The organism is Streptomyces litchfieldiae, from assembly GCF_031845365.1.
GTDB classification, from domain to species: Bacteria; Actinomycetota; Actinomycetes; order Streptomycetales; family Streptomycetaceae; genus Streptomyces; species Streptomyces litchfieldiae.
The window spans coordinates 151,634-173,010 of sequence record NZ_JAVREL010000002.1 but is presented as its reverse complement, the minus strand read 5'-3'; the positions used below and the strand labels follow the sequence as shown (position 1 = coordinate 173,010).

Genomic DNA, 21,377 nt, shown 5'->3' with positions numbered 1-21,377 from the left:
CACAGGGCGCCAGCGCCTCGCCGCCTTAGCTCAGTCGGCCAGAGCGACGCACTCGTAATGCGTAGGTCAAGGGTTCGATTCCCTTAGGCGGCTCGGACAAGGTCCAGGTCATCTAGCCCATGACCTGGACCTTTGCTGTGTCCGCGAGCTTCTGCCGCTCGGGCGGTGATGGGTGCGGTCCCCGTGCGTGAGCGATGCGTGAGCGGAGCCTCGGCGGTTCCGCTTCTTGCCCTTCCCTTCGAGCCTTTCTTCTATCGGCGCTTCGGCTTGTCGTCCCGCTTCCGACCTGCGCGGGGAACCAACTTGCGCGTCATGGAGGAGGAGGCCGGCGGGGGCGACTTCCTGGAGTCCGCCCGGACCGACCTCCGGCTCATCACCGGCATGCTGGAGAACGGCCGTTACACCGAGGCCATTGCCCGGCGGCTCTACACCCTGGCCGCCGAAGTCTGCTGCCTGCTCGGCTGGATGAGCTCCGACCTCGACGGCGACATCGGCGGGTGAGCTCGGCTTGTCCCTCAGCAGTGGGCCGGTGGTGCTGGTCCCAGCGAGGTAGAGGAAGTCGTCGGCTGCTGCGGCGTGCTGCCCGGCCGTGTTCTCCACCATGAGACACAGCTTCGGAGCGTCAGAGGGCGAGAGCCCTGACAGTCTGTCCGGGTCGTCTCGGCCTTATGCCTCAGCCGAGTTGACGTCGCATGTCACTTCACGGCGTCGTCGATCGCGTCAAGCACGGCCTGCCACGGCAGCTCCCGCCCGGAGGGTGCTTCGCGCGGCTCGTACAGCGGCCAGACGCCGGGACCGTAGACGAGCCGGACATTGGCCTCTCGCAGAGCGGCGATGTGCCGCTTCCAGGCCGGATGACGGGCGTGGGCGGCGTTGACGCGGGGAAAGACGACGACGGGCAGTCCGAGGGTGCCGATGGCCTCTCCCACCTGGGTGAGCACCTGGTTATCCGCGACGCCGACGGCGAGCTTGGCCACCGTGTTCGCACTGGCGGGAGCGACGACATAGCAATCCACCGGCGGATGCGGTCTCGCCTCGCCCGGCAGCCGCGGCTCATCTCGTACCGGCAAGCCCGTCGCCTTCTTCAGGCGGTCAACCTCGCCGATCGCTCGCAACCAGCGCCCCGCCGTCGGCGTGAGGGTCACGGCAACCTGCCATCCGCGCCCCAGTGCCGGTTCCACGAGTCCGGTGCGCAAGGCTTCCACCCCGCCAGCGCCCGTACCTACGACCCCGAGGACTCCCCGCCGCTTCTCTCCGGTCACTGAACCGCCCTGCACCGTTGAGCCATGATGAACACCTCCGATGAGCGCGCACCGCTGGTGACCGGGGACTGCTTGATCACGTCGCGGAGCGTGTCTCGCACCCTTGGATTGTTCCGCGCGAGCTGCGGCGACGTGCGCTCGGCTGCTCGCAACTCCACGAAGGCATCATCTCCCCGGCCGGCGAGCGAGAGAGCGCGAGCGTAGTCGATGCGATAGGACACACCGCGCTCCGGAGGCATGTGGTCCACGTCGATCTGTCCACGGGCCACGACGTACGAGATGTTGTCGAGGTCCAACTCCGCGGACAGCCGGTGTAACACGACGTTCGTCGGCCCGAAGCTGGTCTGCCAGTAGTTCTCGTCGGATCCGAGCTGGTCAGCGAGCGCCTCGGCTCGGTTCAGCAGGCTCGTTGCCGTGGGCCGGTCCTGGTGCCGCGCCGCGGCGATAGCCGCACGCAGGTGGGTCATGCCCAGCAGGCTCAGGGCAGCCGGGTCGCTGTCGTCCACCCGGGCCGACATCCACTTCGCCGTCGTCTCGCCCAGCTCCATCGCGTCGTCGTATCGGCCGTTCGCCAGTAGGGCATGTGTTCCGGAGCGAGCGGCGGACGCCAAGACCAGCGGGTCACCGGATTCGTCAGCGGCCCGCATGGCGCGTTCGGCGGCAAGCCACGAGATGTCGGACTCACCGATCTTGGCCAGGGTCGTGGCGGCGAGGTGGTGCACTCGGGCCGACACAGCCCAGCAGTCACGACGTTCGCCATCAGACCGGGCGGCGCGGTCCTCAAGCTCCATCGCGGTCTGAAGCAGGGCGGGGAGCATCGCAATGACCTTGCCGAGTCGCCCGCCCTGGTAGTCGCTCCACGCCTGCTCCGTGAGCTGAGCTGTTGGACCGGGACTCGGGAGCTGAGCTTCGGGCTCCGGCCCGAACAGCAGCCGGGAGAGACGCCGCGGACTCATCAGCGCGTCACGCACAGCCGGCACATCGTCCTGCTCTCGGTCGTTCTCCATCAGGATGGGTAGCCCGATCAGCTCCCCCAGCGGTACACGGAGCACGCGAGCCAGCTCGGTCAGCATGTCGATGCGCGGCGGCTTGCGCCGACCGGTCTCCACCTTGGCCAGCCAGTCGGTACTGCGACCAACGAGCCCGGCGAGTACCTGCTGGGTGTAGCCCCGACGCCTCCGATGGAAGGCGATCCGCTCGCCGATGGTCAGATGATCTCCGAGACCACGCATCCGTGCCGCCTCCCTCAGTGAAGCGCCTACCCACGATAGTGACGCAGCACGTCAAGAGGTTGCCCTCAGCCGACCACTCGTTGCTGAAGGCCGCTTCGCCAGGCCGCTGCCTGCCAGGGCGGTGAGTTCCAGCGCGTCGCTGATCAGCTGGTCCGCGTGAACTGGGAGAGGAGCCGAGCAGCGGCCGAGTGGTGTGAGCGTGGCGTGAGCGGACGCCCCTGGACAGGACTGTCTCAAGCTGCGCCTGCTGGACGTGATGGCACCTGGAGTTGGACGAAAAGCGGGCAAGCTGGATCGGACTGATTCTTCTGGACGAATATCCTCGCACTCGCAATGCGCAGGTCAAGGGCTCGATTCCCTTAGGCGGCTCTGCGGAGCCCCAGGAAGATAGCATCTGACCTGGGGCTTTGTGGCGTCGGGCCGCTCCCTTGGGGATACCGTATGAGACCGGCATGCCGCGGCGACCAACAGACGTCACCATCCACGACATCACGAGTTGAACCTCAGTAACCAGTCTGAACCACACCTTGAAACAGTTCTGGGATTCGGTGAGTTCCGAAGAGCATCGGAGGTGTCACGTCAGGTGGGGAAGAAGTGACGGATCAGACGCTCGTTGATGTCGTCGATCAGGAACGGAGTGGCGGGGTAGGCCGCGCCTTCGTCCTCGGGTGTGGAGTCCTCGATCGGGCTGTCGCCCTGCCCCGCCGTGCACACCGGATAGTCGGTGCCGGGGCCGCCGGCAAGGATCTTCTGGAAGGTGATCTCGTGGCGCCAGCAGTCGCCGAGGTCGTAGGTGTAGTCCATGGTGCTGCCCTGGTGAGGGAACGCGTCGGCGACGAGCACGGTCTCCTCGTCGTCGGCGTCCAGGTCGCACCAGGCGGGGGCGTAGGTGCGACGGTCGGGCGCCCGGAAGAGATGTAGGTGGTCGTCGTTCCAATCCAGGACGGTCCTGATGACCTCGTGGAGATCGCCGAGGGTGAGGGTGGGACGCACCAGGACCCGGCGCCACGTGCCCCAGCCGGTGAGGGAGATCTTGAGCTGGTACACGCTGGGCTGTGACTGTTCGGCACCGCTGCGCTTCAGATGATCGGCGAGGGCTGCGGCGTCGGGGTGAGAGCTGCCGCGCAGGGCGTTCAGGCGCTCGGGCCCGGTGGCGCCGGGCAGGTCGTGGAATCGTTCGAGCAGGCGTCTCGTGTCGCCGTGGAGCCAGGCCTCGGCGCACTCGTCGACCGCCAGCCAGAGCAGGTCCCGCGGGCTGGCCGCCCCTGGTGTGGGGTCGTTCTGTAGCAACACCAGGCGGGCTGGCGGGCCGAGGACCGGGTGGGCGGCGGCCCGGTGCCAGGGTTCGTCGGAATCGACGGGGAGTGGGGCGGCGAGTTCGAGGGCGAGCCTGCGCCGCGGAGTGCCCGCCCGCTCGGCTTCGGCGAGCAGCCCGCGCAGTGCGGCATCGGGGCCCTGGGCCTCCACCCATGGCCAGATTCTCAGGTAGGGGTCGCGGGGCGGGCGGCGCTCCAGTTCTCCCAGCAGGTCGGCGGTGCTCATCCGCGGTGAGATTCGCGCTGGGCGCAGCTGCTCCAACGCCCAGCTGCCGAGCGGGGTGAGGCCGCGGGTGTCATCGGCCGCTCCCGCGTCGAGGAGGAAGATGTGGAGCCGGTCGACCTCGTGTTCGCCCTGGTTCCGGAGAAAGGAGCCGCGGTAGGACAACGGCCACTCGTCGCCGCGCACCATCTCGTAGATGCGGGCGGTGACGCGGCCCGCGTCCCCCGGATCGTCGGCGGTGGACAGGGCGGACAGCAGAAGGGCGACGCAGGTGGCGTGCTCGTCGTCATCACGCGGTCGTTCCGTGCCCCCGCCGAAGGGGATGGCTGCCGACAGGGCGTCGAGCCAGCGTCGCAGGACGGTCTCCGGCGACAGGTGCGCCCAGTCCGCCTCCGCTGCCGCGCCGCTGCCGCGGCCGCCGGCGCAGCTCACGAACCCGGCCGCGCGGGCGAAGCGCCATGCCACGCCGAGTTCGGGAATGTCGGCGACGCGGCGCACACGGCGTGGGGCGGGTATGCCCAGTGCGGCGGCGGCAGCGGGAGCGTCGGAGGGTTTTGGCATACCGGCCGGGGTCACGGCCCGTCCCGGGCCGAGCCAGGTGGCGAGTGTCCGCGCGCTCGTGGCCAGTCGGCAGGAGCGGGCGGCTTCGGCGAGTCTCGGGAATGTGGGGGCCGGTGCGTTCACCGTGGCATGCTACTGGCCCCCTACAGCTCGCACGTCTTCGCGGGATTTCGCAGGTCGCCTGAGATGTTGGCTGCGGCAGCCCTCCGTGTTCGGTCTCGGCAACGCCGGACCGGGGCAGCTGCCGCCGGGCTCCGGATCCGATCGGGAAGTGATCGACTACGACCGTCTGATCTTCATGATCGGGTGGCCCGCAAAGTGCGGGCCCAGCGGGCGTCGGGTGGCTCCCGCCTGATCAGGCCGAGCCATGAGTCGCCGTCAGCCACGCCAGGTCTGCCGCGGCCTTGTCCCGCGCGTTCGCGGCGCGCGTGAACTACTCGGCGGTCTTGGTCGGCACCAGGGTGTACGGGCGGCCCCGCCGCCGCGTGACGTGACGCACCGGCAGCTCGGCCGTGTCGATGCGGGAGTGCACATTCCGGCGTCCGCCCTTTGCGAGCGGTGTTTCCGACAGGGTCAACGAGATCCACTCGGGCAACGAGTTTGGGAGCCACCCCGGTTGGCGTACTCCCGAGGACTACGTGCGGCCTGACCTGCCCACTCGCCCCTGTAGCTGCCGCTTTTGGCCCGAGCCACTGGCTCCCGTTCCCGTTGCCGGAGTGGCTCCGAAACGACCTGCTGAAAACAGTCGACAGTCATTGGCCGGAATGTCCACGACGTGTGCCGTGACGGGACCTTGCCGGACCGGTCTGTGCCGGCCACCCTCGCTGGGGCTTCGGCTGCCGAAGAGGGCGGCGCCGTTCAGGGACGGGCGGCGCCGCCGCGAGGCGGGCCGTCGCCGTACAGGGCGGCGAGGTCGACGAGGAGGACGTCGGGGCGCTCTTCGGCTTGGGCTTCGAGGTCCGGCCAGAAGCCGTTGAGGGAGTACAGGGCGAGGACGGCGTCGTCGGCCTTGTGGCCCTGGGCGGTGAGCAGTTGGCGGATGCGTTCGAGGCGTTGCAGGTCGGTGAGGGAGCGAGGGGTGGCGGTGGCCTTTGCTTCCCCGATCAGGGTGATGGCGCGGCGGGGTTTGCGGGGGATCTCGCCGGGTGCGAGGGCGAGGACGTCGACCTCGTGCTGGGTGCGAGTGCCGGGGTCGGGGACCTCGGTGGAGCCGGTGTGTCCGATGGGCAGGTGCGGCAGGTCGAGGGGGAGGTGGGAGGCTGTGTAGGCGCGGGCGAGGTCCTCGAAGTGCGGGCCGATGACCTTCGAGTGAAAGGCGTGTGCGGCGGCCTGCCAGGCCCGGACGGGGTGGCCGAGGTCGATGAGCGGGGCCTGGGGAAGGGTGACGATCTGGTTGAAGCGGATCACCGGGTCGGGCAGGGTGATGATCGGGTTGCGCTGCTTGAGCAGGTCCTGGGCACGGCGGACGTAGCCGGCCGATTCCAGGACTTCCAAAGGGTGGGTGGTGGCGGCGCGGTCGCGGCCAAGTGCGGCGCCGATGACGGTGGGGGTGGTGGCTCCGTCGGCGATCGCGGTGAGCAGTTCGTAGTAGGTCGTGCGTTGCCTGATGCGCGGGTCCTCACGCAGGAGGTATTCGGTTTCGACGCGGGAGTAGGTGGCGCGGTCGGGGGAGAGCAGGACGCGGGTGACCCAGGCGGGGAAGTCGTCGGGGCTCTGGGGCGGGTCGGTGTCGGTGAGGCGGGCGTAGCCGGGGGCGCCGCCGAGGACGGCGTGGACGAGGAAGGAGGCATGGGCGTCGCCGATGCCCCAGAAGGCGCGGGCCTCGCGGTAGTCGAACGCCGGCAACCGCATGTCGATCAGAGCTCGGCCGCGCAGGGGTTTCTGACCGGAGAGCAACTCGTGCATGACGGAGAGGGCGGAGCCGCACAGGACGAGTGCGCCGCGCGGGGCGTCGGCCGTGCCGAACTGCCCCCCGTCGTAGATGCGCTGGAGCAGTCCGGGGATCTCCGGGGAGTGCTGCAGCAGGTAGGGGAACTCGTCGAGGACGACCAGGGGGGTGTGGCCCGGCCGGTCGGCGGCGCGCAAGGCTGTGCGCAGCAACTCGTCCCAGTCGTCGAGACGGAATGCGTCGGCGGGCAGGCGGCTGTACTCGGCGATGGCCCGGGCGAAGCGGGCCTTTGCCGCATGGGTGCCGTCCTCCTGGACGGCTGTGATGTACATGCCGCCCACGGCTTCGGTGAGGGCCTGCAGCAGGAACGACTTGCCGTGTCGGCGCCGCCCCGACACGACGGCGATCCGGAGCGCGTCGCCGGTGCGGGCGGCGAACTCGGCCAGCGTGGCCCACTCGCGGTCTCGGTGGAGCAGGCGTTCGGGTTTGGGGGGGATCTGCATGGGGCTCCGTATTCATTACCACTTGACAACCTAATTAGGTATCGAGCCAACATACCTAATTAGGCATGATTGCACATCGTAAAAGGTCTGGTGTGTTACGTCGCGCTGACCAGTGGCCACGGGCCCGCGAGGCGCCGGCACTCGGCGAGAATCACCTGCTCGTTCTCCAGGTGCGCGGCCAGGCTGCCGACGTACGGGGACAACTGCGGGACGCGGAGCACCACGGCGGAGCGGCCGCTGCCTGCCCGGGCCGTGAGTTCCAGCGCGTCGCTGATCAGCCGGTCCGCGTGAACGGGGCGAGGAGCCGAGCAGCGGCCCAATGGCGTGAGCGTGGCGTGAGCGGACTCCTCTGGACGGGCCGAGGCACTGGCCGAGGCCGACTTCTACGGGATCGGGGGCAGGCGCCGACCGCGGGCGGTCAGGGTGACGGCCATGTCGATGTCGAACATCCGGACGGGGAGGTTGGCGTTCGCTGAGCGATCCGTCAGCCTGCCGCTCACCAGCGCCAGGGAACACCGGGGGGAGGGGAGCAGGCCGCCGGAGACATGAGGTTTTGGCGAATACCCCAACGTTCTTCGCATCGGAACCCGACCGCCGTGTCTTCTGAGAGACTGAGGCTCATGTCCCAGAACGTCGAGCCTCAGCCGTTTGCTTACTTGCAGGCGCCGAATGCGGCGCTCTACGCCCAGGTCCTGGGCGTCTTCGCGCAGGCCCGGGAGCGTTTCATCGTCCATCTGCGCCCCGAGGACGTCGTTGCCGACCTTCGGACCGGCCCCGGCGCGGATGCGGTCAGCAGTGCGCTGGAGCAGCTCGTCGACTGGGGCAATCTCCGCGCGGACGCCGACACCGGCCGGGTGACGTCGGTGGAGGACTTCCACCGGGCACGCTACCTGTACCAGCTCACCCGCCACGGCCAGGCCGCGCTGCGGGCAGTCGCGCTGTATGACCAGGCCCTGGGGCAACGCGGTCAACTGCAGTCGGTCGCCTTGGCGGACATCGCCGAGCAGTTGGCCTCCATGCTGGTACTCGCCCAGCAGGACCGTCCCGATCCGGCCAAGGCCCACCTGGTGCTGCTGACCCTCGCGGACCGGTTCGGCAGCCTGGCGGACAACGCCCAGGCGTTCATGGCCTCGTTGCGGCGCACGATCGACTTCGAGGACGGCGACGAAGAGGCGTTCATCGCGTACAAGGACCGGCTGGTGGAGTACATCGAGCGCTTCATCGCCGATCTGGCCAGCCGTGGTGCCCAGATCGCGGACCTGCTCGTCCGCGTGGGCGAAGCCGGTGTGGAGCGGCTGCTGACCGCCGCGGCGCAGCGCGAGGCCGGGGACGCGGTGCCCGGGGATGGTCAGGACGCGCAGGACGCGGCGCGGGCCCAACGGGAGGCAACGGCCGCGGCGCGGGCAGCGTGGGAGAACCGTTGGCGGGGCCTGTGCGACTGGTTCCTCAGCCGGTCCAGCCGACAGCCCTCCCAGGCGAAGCTGCTGCGTGGCGCGGCCGTCAGCGCCATCACCAGCCTGGTCAACACGGTTGCCGCTCTCAACGAACGGCGCGGTGGCCGGTCGGACCGCTCGGCCGACTTCCGGGCGCTGGCCCGGTTCTTCGCGCAGGCTCCCGACGACGATGCCGCCCACCGGCTTTGGCGGGCCGCCTTCGCCCTCACCCCGGCCCGGCATCTCACGGTCGACGCCGCCACCGAGGCGGCCTGGCAGGACGCGGATCTGACGGTCACGACGCCCTGGACGCAGGCCCCGCCGGTTGAGATCAGTCCCCGGCTGCGGGAGACAGGCTCTTACGAGCGCCGCGGGCAGCCCAACCGGGTCGCGGACCGTTCGGCGGCGCGGCGGGTGCTGGCCGAGCAGGCCGAACTGGAGGCCGTTCAGACCGCCGCCGCCCGGTCTCGCCTCGCCACCGACGGCCCGGTTCCGCTCTCCCGACTGGCCGGCCCCGACGGGCTCGACCCTCAGGCCTTCCGGTTGTTTCTCACGGTGCTCGGCGATGCGCTGTCGGCCCGGGGGCCCGGCGAGAGCGAGTCCTCGGCGACCACCGGAGACGGCACCATGGAGGTCCGGTTGAAGCTGGTGGCCCCGGACACGGTGATCCGGATCCCCACCGCGGACGGTGTGCTCTCCGGCCCCGAGCACCTCCTTGAGATCATCGACCTCGTCGCGGCGGCGGAAACGTCGACGCCAGACAGGGCCGGGACCGCGGCGCGGGGGGCGTGATGAGCTCCGGTGCCGCCGCCACCGCGGACATCCTGGCCGAGCGCCGCCGAGCGGCTCGCGCGCTGCTGGCCGCGCCCCTGCTGACCAGCCGCAGCGAGGACTTCCGGCTGGTCCGCAGACACGTGGGCGAGCTCGCCGCCTGGTTCACCCAGGAGACCGGCTGGCGACTGGTGGTCGACGCCGAGACGGCCCGGCTGTACAAGACGCCCGCCCGGCTGGACGACGCCACCCGGCCGGCCCGGGCCCCGCGCACCCGTGTGCCGTTCACCCGCCGCCGCTATGTGCTGCTCTGCCTGGCACTGGCGACACTGGAGCGGGCCGACGCGCAGATCACCCTCGGCCGGCTCGCCGAGGGCGTGCTGACCGGGGCGGGCGACCCGGTGCTGGCCGAGGCCGGGATCGAGTTCCGGATGGACCGCCGGGACGAACGTTCCGACCTGGTGGCCGCCGTCCGCCTGCTGCTGGAGTGGGGCGTACTGCACCGGGTGGCGGGTGATGAGGAGGCGTACCTGTCGGAGGTGTCCAACGACGTGCTCTACGACGTGCGCCGGCGCGTCCTGGCCGCACTGCTGGCGGCCACCCGCGGTCCGTCCACCGTGGCGGCCGCCGCCCCGGACCGGCTGCTCGCCGCCCTCACCGCCGACGTCACCCCGGACACCGAGGAGTCCAGGCTCCGCGCACTGCGTCACCGGCTCACCCGCAGGCTGCTGGACGACCCGGTGGTGTACTACGCCGAGCTGCCCGAGGACGAACGCGTTTACCTCATCTCCCAACGGCATGCGATCACGCGCCGCATCACCGAACTGACGGGCCTGGTGGCGGAAGCGCGCGCCGAAGGGATCGCCATGGTCGACCCGGACGACGAGCTGACCGATCTCCGAATGCCCGAACAAGGCACCGACGGCCATGCCACCTTGCTGATCGCCGCCCATCTGGCGACCGTCGGCGGACCCCGGACAGAGGGCCAGCTCCTCGTACTGATACGGCAGTTGGCCGAGAAGTACCGCTCGTACTGGCGCAAGGCCGCCGCCGAACCGGCCGCCGCCGCCGAGCTGCTGGCCCAGGCCCTCGACCGGCTGGCCGCCCTCGATCTCGTCACCCGGGACGGGGAGACCGTCACCGCCAAACCGGCCCTGGTCCGCTACGCCCTGGCCGCCCCGACCATCCGAAAGGCCCGCTCCCGAGCATGACCTCCGTGCCGCCCACACCCCTGCCGGAGCCCACCCGAAGCCGCTGGCAGCCGCTGCGCGCCGGACTCGTCGACATCTTTTACTACGATGCCGAGGAGTTCCATTTCCACGACGGACGGCTACTGCTGCGCGGTAACAACGGCACCGGAAAGTCGAAGGTACTCGCGCTCACCCTGCCGTTCCTGCTCGACGGCGAGCTGGCGGCCCACCGCGTCGAGCCGGATGGCGACCGTGCCAAGCGGATGGAATGGAATCTGCTGCTCGGCGGCAGGCATCCGCATGACGAACGCACCGGCTACACCTGGCTCGAGTTCGGACGGACCACGGAGGACGGCCGGCCGCAGTACCGGACCATCGGCTGCGGCCTGAAGGCGGTCAAGGGCCGGGGCATCGCCAAACACTGGTTCTTCACCACCAGCCTGCGCGTCGGCCCCGACCTGCCACTGCTCTCGGCCACCCGCGTCCCGTACACCCGGGAACGGCTGCGCGACGCGCTGGAGGGCCATGGCCTGGTCCACGACACCGCCTCCGAGTACCGCAGGGCCGTGGACGAGCAGCTTTTCGGACTTGGCCGGGAACGTTACGAGGCGCTGGTCAACCTGCTGATCCAGCTGCGTCAGCCGCAGCTGTCGAAGAAGCCCGACGAGAGACTGCTGTCGAAAGCGCTGACCGAGTCGCTGCCGCCGCTCGACCCGAGCCTGATCGGCGAAGTCGCCGAGGCGTTCCGCGGCCTTGACGAGGAGCGACACGCCCTCGAAGCGCTGGCCGAGGCGTCCGGCGCCGCTGCCGGCTTCCTCGCCCACTACCGCCGCTACGCCCGGATCGCGGCCAAACGGCAGGCCGGCGTCCTGCGCCTGGCGCACAGCCGGTATGAGCACCTGGGCCGTGACCTCGGCGAAGCCGAGAACGAACACGCCGCCGCCGAAGAGCGGCTGGCACGGGCCGAGGTGCGCCTGGAAGAGCTGGAAAGCGCCCGGAGAACACTGAGCGCCACCCGGGAGGCGCTGAACCGCAGCCCCGAGATGGACGCGGCCCGAGGGCTGGAACAGGCCGGCCGGACCGCCGAGGCGCTGCGCGCGATCGCGGACGACCGTGCCGTCGCGGTCCGGACCGCCCGGCGCCTGGCCGACGACTGGCAGCGCCGAGCCAGCACCGCGCACGCCCAGACGGAAGCCGACCGGACCGGGTTCGCCGAGGCGGACCAGGCGGCCCGGCAGGCCGCCGGCACGGCCGGCCTGGACCACGCCCCGGTGGCCGCGACGCTGGAGCGCGACCAGCCCCCGTTCCAGGAAACGCGCCGCGTCGGCGAGCGGGCCGCCGGCCTCCGCCGCCAGGCAGTCAGCGGTCTGGGCGCACTGCTCGGCGCGGCCGAGCAGGCGCAGGTGCGGGCCCGTTCCGCGCAGGCCGAGGCCGCCCGGCGGGCCTCCGACCTGGAGGCGGCGCTGGAGCGCTCCGCCGAGGCCGGACAGGCGGTCGCCGCGCGGGGCGGGGAACTGGTCGCGGCCTGGCGCGCCTGGGCGGCCGCCACGGTCGAGCTGCGCCTGTCCGACCCCGACCAGGCCCTCGCGGCCCTCGAAGCCTGGACCGACACCCTGGCCGGCCCCAACCCCGCCACCGAAGCCGTCGCCGCCGGGTACCGCGCCGCGGCGGAGGCGCTGACTCGCCGGGAGACCGGGCTCGACGCCGAGGCCGCCGCCGCCCGGAGCGAACTCACCGCCGTGAAAGAGGAGATCGACCGGCTGGAGTCCGGCGGCCACGACGCCCCACCGCCGCCGCACACACGTGATCCTCACGCCCGGGCCAAACGCGCCGGCGTACCGCTGTGGCGGGCAGTGGACTTCCACGACGCCGTACCGGCCTCGGACCGCGCCGGCATCGAGGCGGCACTCGAAGCCGCCGGACTGCTCGACGCCTGGCTCACCCCGGACGGCACACTGCTCGACGCCACCACCTACGACGCGGTGCTGCTGCCCGGCGCCGCGGCCCCCGGGCCGGGGCTGGCCGCCGCGCTGCGCCCGGCCGTGGACCGGGCGAATCCCCGGGCCGCCGCGCTGGGCGACGAGGCCGTCCGGACCGTTCTGGCCGCGATCGGTCTCGGCGAGAGCCCGCACCACACCTGGGTGGCCACCGACGGCCGTTACCGGATCGGCGCCCTGACCGGACGCTGGGGCAAGCCGGCCGCCCACTTCATCGGCGAGGGCGCCCGAGAGGCCGCGCGGCGCGCTCGGCTCGCCGCACTGGCCGCCCAGCGCGATGAACTCCTCAGCGTGCTCGGCCAGTTGAATCGCGAGCTCGACGCTGTCCGGGAACGAGCGGCGGCGCTGACCGCCGAACAGCGCGCCGAACCCTCCGACGGAGCACTGCGCGAGGCCCACGCCCGCCTGAGCCACGAGGCCGAGACGACCCGCCGCCTCGGCGACCGCCGAGCCGAGGCGGAGCGGGACGCCGCCGACCGGCGGCAGGACTTCGAGAAGGCCCAGCAGGAGGCCCAGGAGTACGCCTCCGACACCGGCCTGCCAACCCGCCCTGATCAGCTGGACCAGATCCGCGACGCGATCTCCGGCTACGCCACCGCCCTCGCCGCGCTCCTTCCGGCCGCCGCCGCCCGGGCACGGTCGGCAGCCCTCGCGGCCGAAGCCGACGCCGAGGCTCAAACGGCCGCCTCGGCGCTCGCCGAGGCCGAGGACGCCGCCGGCGAAGCCCGCCGGACCGCCGACGCGCAGGCCGAGCATCACCGGGTGCTGGTGGAGACCGTCGGGGCGAGCGTTGAGGAGCTCTTCCGGCGGCTGGCCGAGACCGACGCCGCGATGGCGGAGCGCGATGCGGCGGAGAAGTCGACGAGGCGGGCCCGCGACGCCGCGATGACCGCCCGCGGCGAGGCCGAGGGACGTCGCCATGAGATCCGGGTCCGGATCGCGGAGGCGGTCGCCGAACGCGACCGCGCGGTGACCGCCCTGCGTTCGTTCGCGGCCACCGGCCTGCTCACCGCCGCGCTGCCGGGGCTGACCGTGCCGCCGCCGGACGAGCCCTGGGCACCGACGCCGGCCGTGGCCCTAGCCCGTACCGTGAATCAGGAGCTCGACGACACCGACGACTCGGACCGCCGCTGGGAGCTGATCCAGCAGCGCATCTCCGCCGAGCACAAGGTGCTCACCGATGCCCTCGGCCGCCACGGGCACTCGGTCGGCATGACTCTGCACGACGGCATCATGATCGTCGACGTGGTCTTCCAGGGCCGGACCCACGACGTGCCGGCTCTCGCCGACTCGCTGCGCGAGGAGGTCGAACAGCGCGGCCGGCTGCTCTCCGCGAAGGAACGCGAGCTGCTGGAGAACCATCTGGTCGGCGAGGTGGCCGGGGCGCTCCAGGAACTCATCGCCGGAGCCGAGGAGCAGGTGGCGGCGATGAACCGGGACCTGGCCGCCCGGCCCACCTCGACCGGTATGACCCTGCGCCTGCGATGGGTGCCCGCCAAGGAGTCGCCGCCCGGTCTGGAGGCGGTCCGGACCAGGTTGCTGCGGCAGTCCTCGGACGCCTGGCGGCCCGCCGACCGCGCGCAGGTCGGGGAGTTTCTCCAGGCCAGGATCGCCCAGGAACGGGAAGAGCACCCCGGTGACTCCTGGGCCGACCAGCTGACCCGTGCTCTGGACTACCGCACCTGGCACGCCTTCACGATCCAGCGCCGGCAGGACGGCCAGTGGAAGCCGGCCACCGGTCCCGCATCCGGCGGTGAACGAGTGCTCGCCGCCTCCGTTCCCCTGTTCGCGGCGGCGTCCTCGCACTACTCGTCCGGCAGCCCGCACGCCCCGCGGCTGATCGCGCTCGATGAGGCGTTCGCCGGCGTCGACGACGACTCCCGGGCCAAGTGCCTCGGCTTGCTGGCCGCGTTCGACCTCGATGTCGTGATGACCAGCGAGCGGGAGTGGGCGTGCTATCCGACCGTACCGGGGGTCGGCATCGCCCAGTTGAGCCGGCGCGAGGGAATCGACGCCGTGCTCGTCACGCCCTGGCGCTGGGACGGCAGCACCCGCACCAGGGAGCAGCGCCCCCTCCCGTACGTTCCCGCGCAGGCGGCCGCCGCTGTCCCGGCGCAGCCGAGTCTCGCGGACGCCGAGTAAGCCGGTGCCGGAGACGGAGACGGAGACGGAGACGGCCGACGTTCCCCGGTTGCGCCGCCTGCTCGGTGGACCGGAGACCGCCTGGCTGCTGGCGCGGGTCCGCGACCGGCTGGCCTCCGGCCGGGCCCTGGACACCACTGCGACGCTCAAGGCCGCCACCGCCGAACAGCGCCGCGCGGTCGAGTTGTTGCTCGGCCGACGGCTGCGCTCGGGCGCATCGCTCACGGTGTCACTGACCGAGGTCGACCGCGTGCTGCGCGAGTCGCTGGCCTGTCCGGACGGCCTCGCGGCGGCAGTGGTGATACTGACCGGCCCGGTGACCGACCGGCGCGCCCGGACCGCCGCTGCCGAGGCCGCCTGGCAACGCGCGCTGGCCGAATTCGACGTTCCAGCCGTCACCGGACGGGCCGAACTCGCCCCTTGGCGGGCCGGACTGCGGGCTACCGGACTCCTCAAACGTCTCTCCGGAGGCGACCCGGTCGCGGCCCGGCAGCTGGCCACCGACGCGGTACGGGTGATCTCCCGGCTCCCGGCCTCCGGCCTCACCCTCCCGGTCCTCGCGGCCCGCACGCTGGGCGACGCCCACGCGCTCGACGAGGGCCGCCCGCTGGCCACGCTCGTCCACTCCGCCGTCCGGGTCCTCGCCGCGTTGCCCGACGACACGCCGTCCGGCGCGGAAGGCCGCCGCGCGGCGTGGGCGTCCGTCGGGGTGGCGCTTGACGAGCTGTCCTCGCGTGTCCTGGTCCTGGGCCTGCCCGGTTCCACCCGCGGCACGACCGGCCGCATCCTCGCCGCGGCCCGGGAAGGCGGCGAGCCCTTGCTGCTGACGCTCCGTCAGCTCATCAGGGAGCCACCGGAACTCGGGGCGGACGGACGGCGGATCAGGGTTTGCGAGAACCCGGCTGTGCTGGCTGCCGCCGCCGACGACCTGGGCCCCGACTGCCCGCCCCTGGTATGCGTCGAGGGCAACCTGTCCCTCGCCGCCCGGGCCCTGCTCTCCCGACTCGCCGACCGGGGCTGTCCGATCGCCTACCATGGCGACTTCGACTGGGGCGGCATCCGGATCGCCACCCACGTACTGCGCCTCCCTCGCGCCGCACCGTGGCGCTACGACGCGCCCTCCTACGAATCCGCCGTGGAAAGCGGCCTCGGCAGCCGCCTCGACACCGGCAGCCCGGCTCCTACCCCCTGGGACCCGCCACTTGCCGCTGCCATGGCCGAGCACGGCGTCCGTGTTGAGGAGGAGCACCTGCTGGAAGATCTCCTCGCCGACCTTCGGCGCGGGTGACCCGCGGGCCTGCTGGGCGTGGCGGTGTTCAGGCCAGCATGTCCGCCACGTCTTCCGCCTGCTTCAGCACACGCTCGATCGCCGAAGGCTGCCTGTCCGGCGGATAGCCGTATTCGCGCAGCAGTCTGAGCACTCGGGCCATGATCCGGTCACGCGCCTGTTCCTTGATCTCCCAGTCGACCGTGACGTCGTTGCGGATCTGCTCGTACAGCTCGTGTGCGATCTTCGCCAGAAGAGTGTCCTCCATGTGCTCGACGGCCGACGGGTCGGCGGCCAAGGCATCGTAGAAGGCGAGTTCGTCCTCCGTGATGCCGAGGTCTCTTGCCCGGCCCCGGTCCGCGGATACCTCTTTCGCCAGTGCCACCAGGAACTTCATGAACTCCGCCGCGGTCAGCCGACATCAGGTCCACCGCAGCGTCACGGCCTTGACAGGCGGGGATCCGTCCGGCCGAGGGGTGGCTTCGCCCGTCAGGCCACTGCCCAGATCTCGGGGGCGGTGACCGGGAACGCTGCCTCCAGGAATGCCGCCGTGGCCGGGTCGGGGATCGTCATGTCCGGCCAGATGTCGGTCAGTTCCTTGGGGGTCCGGTGGCCGAGGAGCATCTGGAGGAGCGCTCCGGGCGGGATCCTGGCGTCCGTCTGCGCCGTGCCGCGTGGCTCCGACTGGGCCGTGGCCGGGGCGCCCGCGGTGAAGTGCAGGCGGATGACCTCGTGGTAGGTGTCGATCGTCATCGTGTCGCCGGGACAGCGCAGGCCGAGGTCGCGCCAGCGGCGGGCGAGGGCCGGGAGCACGTGGTTGAGCAGGGTGGCGGGGGACTCGGTTCTGGCGTACCAGGCGCGGGGGCGCCGGGGGGTGCCGGGGGGTGCGTGGCGGGCGAGGGGGTGGGAGGCGGGGAGCAGCAGCCACAGTGGGGCGTTCGCTTCCGCGAGGTGGCGCAGGAGGGCGGGTGCGATGCGCGGCCAGGCGTCGGGATCCGCGTACGCGGCGGCGAGGACGGGCAGTGTGCCGTCGGACGAGGGCCGCCGGCCGTGGACGACGTAGCCGTTCACCTCTCCCGAGGGGTCGACGAGTGCCTTGACCGTGCGGCGGGCCAGGGAGTCGGGGCGGTGTCCGGATATCTCGTGGAGCCAGGCGCGTTCGTCGCGGGGGCAGGTCAGGGCGTCCCGGCCGGCCCGCACGCGGTCGACGCGTGCGAGCGCGGGGGCGTCCGCAGGTGTGGCGGGGCGGATCAACGGGCCCGGAGCCTCCGGGAGTTCGCGGATCCCGGCCAGGGGAACGTCCGGCGCGCCGCCGACGTGCAGCGCGTACTCGTAGCCGAAGCGGCGGTAGAAGTACGGGATTCCCTCGATCACCTGCAACGCCGTCCCGTCGGCCGAGCAGCGGGTGTGCAGGGCGTGGAGCAGACGGCCGGCCAACTGCCGGCCGCGGTGGGCGGGATCGGTGCCCACCAGCTCGACCTGTGACACGGGCAGTCGGACGCCGCCGAAGGTCCATTCCTGGCGGATCGCGACCAGGGTGGCCACGATGCCGTCTCCGCCGGTGTGTTCGGCGACGAGGAAGTCGGCGGGGCGCACGGAGGGATGGTTGTCGAAGAGGTCGCGCGTCCAGGGCCCGATGCCGGTGTGGGGGTGAACGGCGTCGTTGAGCGCCGCGCACCGGTCGGCGTCGGCCGGGCGTCCCGGGCGGATGGTGTAGGCGGTCGCGCCGTCGTCTCGCACGTACTGCTCCTGCTTCACTGGTGTTGTTTGCAAATTAATATGCGACAACACTTGTGCGTCAGGTCGCCTTCGCCGTCTCCGCGCGGGACAGGGCCACGTCCAGGACCACCAGGAGCGCGTCGCGGACCGAGCTGGTCTTCCGGGCGTCGAAGACGACCAGGGGGGTGTGCTCGGCGATGTCCAGGGCCCAGCGGACCTCGTCCAGGTCGTGTGCCACCTGGCCGTCGAACGCGTTGACCGCCACCGCGAAGGGGACTTCCCTGTGCTCGAAGTAGTCCACCGCCGCGTAGCAGTCGTCCAGGCGGCGGGTGTCCACGATCACCAGGCCGCCGATGGCGCCCTCGACGATGTCGTCCCACATGAAGCCGAAGCGGTCCTGGCCCGGGGTGCCGAACAGGTACAGCTTCAGCGTCGGGTCGATCGTGATGCAGCCGAAGTCCATGGCGACCGTGGTGGTGGCCTTGCCGGGCGTGTGGGTGAGGTCGTCCACGCCCGCCGCGACCTCGGTGATCGCGGCTTCCGTCGTGAGCGGGCGGATCTCGGAGATCGAGCCCACGGCCGTGGTCTTGCCGACTCCGAAGCCGCCGGCGATGACCATCTTGACCGGCAGCGGCGGCTGTTCAGGTGCCCCCTGAGTCGGAGACGGCGCGGAGACCATCGATAACCCTTCGCAGTACGGAGATGTCTTGGACTGTTCCGGCGTCGGGCCGGTGGACCGCCAGGTGGCCGGCGGCGCACAGGTCCTCGGCGAGGACGCGCACCACGTTCAGGTGCAGCCGCAGCCCGGCGGCCAGTTCGGCCACCGACTGCGGCCGGCGGCAGGCGGCGACGATGTCGTGCTGTTCGAACGTGAGCGAGTGCAGGACGGCGAGCCCGGCCGATGTCGATACGACCTGGGTCTCCAGCGGGAGCGGTGGCCCGGTGTTCCCGCCGGACACCCGGCCGGCGGTCAGCAGGAACGGCCGGATCGCCGGGGCGCGGCCGGCCGGTTCCTCGGCCATCAGCCGGCCGGCGTCGCGCCGACGCTCTTCTTCAGCTCGAGCACGAGCTGGGGCGTGAGCGCGGCCCCGGCGCGGTTGGCGAAGAGGGTCATCTCGTAGGCGATGTTGCCCAGCTTCGCCTCCTTGGTGGCCACCACGCCCAGGACGGCGCCGCAGCCGATGGCCGACACCAGGATGTGGCCGCCCTCCAGGTCGATGATGACCTTGTTGAGGCTGCCCAGGCCGTAGTTGCCCGAGGCGCCCGCGGCGAGACTGGTGAGGCCGGACACGATCGCGGCGAGCCGTTCGGACTCGCCCTTGTCGCGCGGCTGGGAAACGGCGATCAGCAGGCCGTCGGACGAGACGGCGATCGCGTCGACCACCCCTGCGGTCTCGGTCGCGAACCGGTCGAGCAACCAGGTGAAATCGGCCGCGGCCGCTCGCAGATCGGTCGGCTCCGCAAGCTCGGGAGAATTGTCACCCGTTGAAGTGGTCACTGCCCGACTCCTTTTGTTCCAGGGGTGGTGATGGCGCGTCCTCCGGCAGGGGGAGGGCGCTGTCCTGCTCCGCCCTGCGTACGGCGGATTCGAACTCGTCGAGTTCGTGGCGGACCGCGTCGGCGTCAACGGCGGGGCGCACGGGCGGCGTTGCCCGGTCGGCCGGTACGGAGGTCTTGGCGAGCGTCGCGCCCCGCACCCGCCGCTTCAGGGGTCGGGGGCCCTCGGGCGCCGACGGCCGGCCGGGGGCGGCGGCCGGCCGGGGGGCGGGCGCGAGCGCCGGGGTGGGCCGCGGCGCGGACGCGGCGGCGGCCAGGGCCGGGGCCGGAGCCGGCGCGGGGTCCCCGGCCCCCTCGTCCAGCAGGAGTCCGGCCGGGATCCAGACGGTGCCGGTGACGCCGCCGCCCGGCGTGCGGCCGAGCGTGACCCGCACGCCCCAGCGCCGGGCAAGGGTGCCGACCACGAACAGGCCGAGCACCTTGGTCGGCACGAGGTCGAGCCGTTCGCGGCGGACCAGCCGGGCGTTCTCCTCGGCGAGGCGTTCACCGGTCATGCCGAGGCCGTGGTCGATGACCTCGACCAGGGCGCCGCCGTCCGCGGTGACGTCGGTGCCCGGCCGCACGACCACCTCGACGGGCGTGTTGGACGGTGAGAACGAGGCGGCGTTCTCCAGGAGTTCGGCGAGCATCAGCGTCAGGTCGCCGATGATGTCCGGCGCGACGGTGATCTCCGTCTCGGACCGCAGGGACACCCGCTGGTAGCCCTCGATCTGGCTGAGGGCCGCGCGGATGACGTTGGCCAGGGTGGTCGGCCGGGCCTCGACGCCGGTCTCGCGCGTTCCGGCGAGCAGCATCAGACTGTCGGCGTTGCGCTGGAGGCGGACGGCGATGTGGTCGATGCGGTAGAGCCGTTCCAGGACGTCGGCGTCGGTCTCCTCGCGTTCGACGGCGTCGATAAGCGTGAGCTGGCGGGTCACCAGGTTGCTGACGCGGTGCCCGACGTTGCCGAACATCTCGGCGACGTTGCGGCGGCTCGTCACCTGGCGTTCCAGCAGCGCGGCGGCGGTCACCTGCACCTGGTTGAACGCCTCGGCCAGCCTGCCGATGTCGTCGCGGACCGGGACGGGGATCGGCCGGGGCCGCAGCGGCGTGGTGTCGTCGGAGTCGTCGTCCGCGACGCGGGCCAGTTCCTCACCGGCCACGTCGACGACCTGCTGGGCGGCGTCGGTCAGGGCGGCCAAGGGGCGGACGACCGAGCGGCGGGCGAGGACGGTGAACGTGAGCCAGGCGGCGAAGAGGAGCAGGGTCAGCGCGATCAGCAGCAGCGCCTGGCGCAGGGCGGTCGCGGAGGCGTCGTCGGCCCGGGCGGCGATGTCCTCGGTCAGGGTCCGGGTGATCTCCAGGCGGCTGTCGGCCTGTTCCGCCCCGGCGGCGATCGTTCCGCGCAACTCCTCCGCCGTCTGGGCCTGGAGGGAGCTGGGGTCGACCTGGAGTTCCGCGAACCGCGCCTCGATCCCGTTCTCTTCGGCGCCGCGCTCGATGCCGCTGAACGTCAGGATCTGGTCCCGGCTGGCGATCCGGTCGAACCGCTCCGCCTGGCGGTCGAACAACTCGTGGGCGCCGACCGCGCGGCTGTACTCGACGAGGGCGTTGGCGTCGCGGGTCTGCGCGGAGAACACAGCGCTCTCGAAGGCCGCGTGGGCGGCGTCCGCGCGGAGCACCGTGTCGAGCAGCGCGACCGTGGACGACGAGCCGTCGGAGAACTGGTCCAGGCCGAGCCCGTCGATCAGGTAGTCGACGGCGGACGAGTACGCGGGGTCGATGTTGGCGCTGGGGACGTGGCCGCGTTCCAGGCGCTCGCGCAGGACGGAGAGCCCTTCGAGGTAGTCGAGCGCCTGGGCCTCGTCGTCCGGCAGGTCCGAGCCGAACGCGGACCGCACGTCCTCGGCGCGCGCGTCGGTCCCCCGCTGCGCCTCGCGGTAGTCACTGATCGACGGCAGCGCGGCACCGGGGGCGGCCGACTCGTACTCGACGGTCAGCACCAGTGCTTCGCGGTGCTCGGCCTGTACCTCGTTGATGAGCCGCGCCACTTGCTCGCTGTCGCGGACGAGGTCCGCGACCCGGCTGGCCTGCCGGGCCTCCTCGATCTGGGCCGCGACGCCGACGCCGAGCAGGGTGCCGACGACCGCGACGGGCGCGATGACCAGGACGTTGAGCTTCCGCCGGAACGGCCACCGGTCGAGGACAGCGCCAACGCGCCCGGACAGGCGCGGTGTTGGGGCCACGCGCTCGGGCTGATGGGGGTCGAGCGACGGGTCCGCCGGGTTCGCAGACACCGGGTCTCTCCTTCGTTGTGCTGATGAGCGGTGGCCGAGG

The 21,377-nt window shown here is 71.8% G+C and carries 16 protein-coding genes and 1 tRNA gene; 6 read left to right on the top strand and 11 right to left on the bottom strand.

The window, feature by feature from the left end:
* Positions 1 to 19 precede the first annotated feature (19 nt).
* A tRNA-Thr gene (locus RM590_RS04310) sits at positions 20 to 93 on the top strand.
* A 219-nt stretch (positions 94 to 312) separates the two neighbouring features.
* Positions 313 to 501: a hypothetical protein gene (locus RM590_RS04305; protein ID WP_311703008.1), complete on the top strand. Its 189-nt coding sequence runs from the start codon at positions 313 to 315 to the stop codon at positions 499 to 501.
* Positions 502 to 695: 194 nt separating this feature from the next.
* On the opposite strand, the gene RM590_RS04300 is transcribed toward RM590_RS04305, so the two are convergent.
* The 5 genes from RM590_RS04300 to RM590_RS04280 all read right to left on the bottom strand — a co-directional run bounded on the left by RM590_RS04300 (position 696) and on the right by RM590_RS04280 (position 7,305).
* Positions 696 to 1,262: a flavoprotein gene (locus RM590_RS04300; RefSeq protein WP_311703007.1), complete on the bottom strand. Its 567-nt coding sequence runs from the start codon at positions 1,260 to 1,262 to the stop codon at positions 696 to 698.
* On the bottom strand, positions 1,259 to 2,494 hold the full coding sequence (locus RM590_RS04295; RefSeq protein ID WP_311703006.1) for a helix-turn-helix domain-containing protein: 1,236 nt from the start codon (positions 2,492 to 2,494) through the stop codon (positions 1,259 to 1,261). Before RM590_RS04295 ends, RM590_RS04300 begins: the two co-directional genes overlap by 4 nt.
* A 579-nt stretch (positions 2,495 to 3,073) precedes the next feature.
* Positions 3,074 to 4,717, bottom strand: a complete 1,644-nt coding sequence (locus RM590_RS04290; protein WP_311703005.1) for a plasmid pRiA4b ORF-3 family protein — start codon at positions 4,715 to 4,717, stop codon at positions 3,074 to 3,076.
* A gap of 735 nt (positions 4,718 to 5,452) precedes the next feature.
* Positions 5,453 to 6,985, bottom strand: coding sequence for an AAA family ATPase (locus RM590_RS04285; RefSeq protein WP_311703004.1), 1,533 nt, complete (start codon positions 6,983 to 6,985; stop codon positions 5,453 to 5,455).
* Positions 6,986 to 7,080: 95 nt separating this feature from the next.
* The gene (locus RM590_RS04280) at positions 7,081 to 7,305 is read right to left on the bottom strand and encodes a hypothetical protein (protein WP_311703003.1); all 225 of its coding nucleotides are present in this window, start codon (positions 7,303 to 7,305) and stop codon (positions 7,081 to 7,083) included.
* A 300-nt stretch (positions 7,306 to 7,605) separates the two neighbouring features.
* Between RM590_RS04280 and RM590_RS04275 the strand changes: the two genes are divergently transcribed.
* From RM590_RS04275 to RM590_RS04260, 4 genes are read left to right on the top strand one after another with little or no spacing between them, the layout of a single operon-like run.
* On the top strand, positions 7,606 to 9,210 hold the full coding sequence (locus RM590_RS04275) for a TIGR02677 family protein (RefSeq protein ID WP_311703002.1): 1,605 nt from the start codon (positions 7,606 to 7,608) through the stop codon (positions 9,208 to 9,210).
* Positions 9,210 to 10,400, top strand: a complete 1,191-nt coding sequence (locus tag RM590_RS04270; RefSeq protein WP_311703001.1) for a TIGR02678 family protein — start codon at positions 9,210 to 9,212, stop codon at positions 10,398 to 10,400. Before RM590_RS04275 ends, RM590_RS04270 begins: the two co-directional genes overlap by 1 nt.
* A 5-nt stretch (positions 10,401 to 10,405) precedes the next feature.
* Positions 10,406 to 14,518 carry a TIGR02680 family protein gene (locus RM590_RS04265; protein ID WP_311703000.1) on the top strand — a complete coding sequence of 1,371 codons (4,113 nt, stop codon included), beginning with the start codon at positions 10,406 to 10,408 and terminating at the stop codon, positions 14,516 to 14,518.
* A gap of 4 nt (positions 14,519 to 14,522) precedes the next feature.
* Entirely contained in the window at positions 14,523 to 15,806 is a 1,284-nt protein-coding gene (locus RM590_RS04260) for a TIGR02679 family protein (RefSeq protein ID WP_311702999.1), read from the top strand.
* Positions 15,807 to 15,834: 28 nt separating this feature from the next.
* Here RM590_RS04260 and RM590_RS04255 read toward each other — a convergent pair whose 3' ends face one another.
* The 6 genes from RM590_RS04255 to RM590_RS04230 form a co-directional block, all read right to left on the bottom strand.
* Positions 15,835 to 16,200, bottom strand: coding sequence for a type I restriction enzyme endonuclease domain-containing protein (locus tag RM590_RS04255; RefSeq protein WP_311703403.1), 366 nt, complete (start codon positions 16,198 to 16,200; stop codon positions 15,835 to 15,837).
* Between the two features lie 74 nt (positions 16,201 to 16,274).
* Positions 16,275 to 17,525 carry a GNAT family N-acetyltransferase gene (locus tag RM590_RS04250; RefSeq protein WP_311702998.1) on the bottom strand — a complete coding sequence of 417 codons (1,251 nt, stop codon included), beginning with the start codon at positions 17,523 to 17,525 and terminating at the stop codon, positions 16,275 to 16,277.
* Positions 17,526 to 17,583: 58 nt separating this feature from the next.
* Positions 17,584 to 18,183, bottom strand: a complete 600-nt coding sequence (locus RM590_RS04245) for a GTP-binding protein (RefSeq protein WP_311702997.1) — start codon at positions 18,181 to 18,183, stop codon at positions 17,584 to 17,586.
* Positions 18,146 to 18,526 carry a DUF742 domain-containing protein gene (locus RM590_RS04240; RefSeq protein ID WP_311702996.1) on the bottom strand — a complete coding sequence of 127 codons (381 nt, stop codon included), beginning with the start codon at positions 18,524 to 18,526 and terminating at the stop codon, positions 18,146 to 18,148. The genes RM590_RS04245 and RM590_RS04240 overlap by 38 nt, the downstream gene beginning before the upstream one ends.
* Positions 18,526 to 19,002 carry a roadblock/LC7 domain-containing protein gene (locus RM590_RS04235; RefSeq protein ID WP_311702995.1) on the bottom strand — a complete coding sequence of 159 codons (477 nt, stop codon included), beginning with the start codon at positions 19,000 to 19,002 and terminating at the stop codon, positions 18,526 to 18,528. The genes RM590_RS04240 and RM590_RS04235 overlap by 1 nt, the downstream gene beginning before the upstream one ends.
* The gene (locus RM590_RS04230; protein ID WP_394813782.1) at positions 18,983 to 21,337 is read right to left on the bottom strand and encodes a sensor histidine kinase; all 2,355 of its coding nucleotides are present in this window, start codon (positions 21,335 to 21,337) and stop codon (positions 18,983 to 18,985) included. The genes RM590_RS04235 and RM590_RS04230 overlap by 20 nt, the downstream gene beginning before the upstream one ends.
* Positions 21,338 to 21,377: the final 40 nt, after the last annotated feature.